The sequence below is a fragment of the Phenylobacterium sp. genome, from assembly GCF_036402295.1.
In the GTDB taxonomy this organism is placed as follows: Bacteria; Pseudomonadota; Alphaproteobacteria; order Caulobacterales; family Caulobacteraceae; genus Phenylobacterium.
Genome location: NZ_DASWTE010000008.1, coordinates 1 through 1,696, shown reverse-complemented (window position 1 = coordinate 1,696; position 1,696 = coordinate 1). Strand labels below are relative to the sequence as shown.

The 1,696-nt window shown below is 69.3% G+C and carries 1 protein-coding gene; it reads right to left on the bottom strand.

Annotated features, from left to right (window positions below; all coding sequences use genetic code 11):
• Positions 1–189: 189 nt before the first annotated feature.
• Positions 190–1,413, bottom strand: coding sequence for an IS701 family transposase (locus VGD44_RS00485; RefSeq protein WP_414694604.1), 1,224 nt, complete (start codon positions 1,411–1,413; stop codon positions 190–192).
• Positions 1,414–1,696 lie beyond the last annotated feature (283 nt).

Here is a 1,696-nt window from a genome sequence, read left to right as displayed (position 1 = left end):
CCCAAGGGCGACGGCGCCGACGACGAGCGAGAACGCGAACGTGGCCGCGCGGTGAGTTCCAGACATGACGCTCTCCCTAGCATTACAGTTGCAGGCTGCGCTTGAGGTGAGCCTGCCGTGCCATGGCTTGGTGACATCGTCGCCAAGCGGACCAAGCGATGACGAGGGCGGGCTCGATGCGGCCCTGGGCTAGGCGGCAGGCAACGCGCCGGATCTCCTGGATGGACCATCGCACCATCTGCGGCACCATTCGGCCGTGGCGCTTTTTTGGGGTGTCGCGTCGGCCTCCGCCTTGTGGCGGAGCACCGCCAGCAGGGCGAAGGCGAGCAGGACCAGCGCGACGTGGCGGTGCCAGCCGTGCCAGCTCCTCGTCTCGTTGTGATCAAGCCCGAGCTCGTTCTTGGCGGTCTCGAACGCATCCTCGATCGCCCAGCGCGTGCCCTCGACCTTCACGAGCGTCTCGATCGGGGTGCCCTGGGGACACCAGGTGGCGAAGAAAGTCAGGTCCTGGTCGGTGAGGCTGCGCCGGATCAGCAGGCCCCGTGTCCAGATACCATGGCTGCCGGGGTAGCCCTCCGCCTCGGCATCGAGATCCGCCAGCGCCAGATACGCCCAATCGTAGAGCCGTGGCCCCTTGGCGCCGTCGCCGGCGGACAGGCGGACATAGCGGGAGGCGGGCAGCGCCGCCGCGATCTCCGCCGCCGTGCCGGCGACGGCTGGCGCCTCGCCCCAGGAGCCGAAGGAGTGGCCGCCAGTGACGCCGAGCACGTAGCCCTTGCCCGCCCGGCGCAGCGCCATCTCCACCTCGCCCACCCCGTAGACGCTATCCGCCGCCACCCAGGCGAAGGGCACGCCGGCCTCGATCGCCCGCCCGATCATCCCGGCCGCGATCCGCGGCTTGGTGGCGAAGGACACCTCCGCCGGGATATGCGCCGCCGCCCGGCGCGCTGGCTTGTCGGTCCATTCCTTGGGCAAGTAGAGCCGCCGATCAATGAAGGCATGCCCGATGCCGGACACGTAGGCCGCGAGCACGCCGATCTGGCAGTTGGTGATCTTGCCGGCGGAGCCGGTGTACTGCCGCTTGACGCCGCAGGAGGCGTTCCCCTGCTTCAGGAAGCCGGTTTCATCGATCACCAAGACGGCATCCGGCGCCGCCAAGGTCTCGACGACGTAGTCGCGCACCAGGTCGCGCAGGGCATCCGCCTCCCAGTGGCTGCGGCCCAGCACCGCCTGCTGCCGCCAGGGCCCCGGATCGCCGGCCGCCTCGGCCCGCATCCAGCCCGTCTTGCGCCGCTCCGGCCCCAGCAGCCCGTCCAGGAAGGCGGCCGCCGAAGCCGCCACCGAGGGATGCGCGAACAGCGGCCGGAGCCGCGCCTTGAGCCCGCCCAGCTCGGCCGACCACAGACCCAGCATTTGCTCCACCGAAACCCCGGACACCGCTGCGCCTCCGCTTCAGGCGCAGATAGATGGAGACGCTCAGGTGCAACTGTAATGCTAGACGGCCTGCAGGCACGCTTGGCGGCGAAGATGGCGCTGCACAACTTCTGCCTCTGGCTCAACGAACGCCTCGGCCGCCCATATCTGGCGTTCGCCGATCTCGTCGACTGGTGATCCTGACTGATCTCACACCAAGCGTTCAAGCCCAAGCCTATGGCTCCAGCTAGGGCTCCGGCTGCGGCACCGGTTCCGCTTCTGG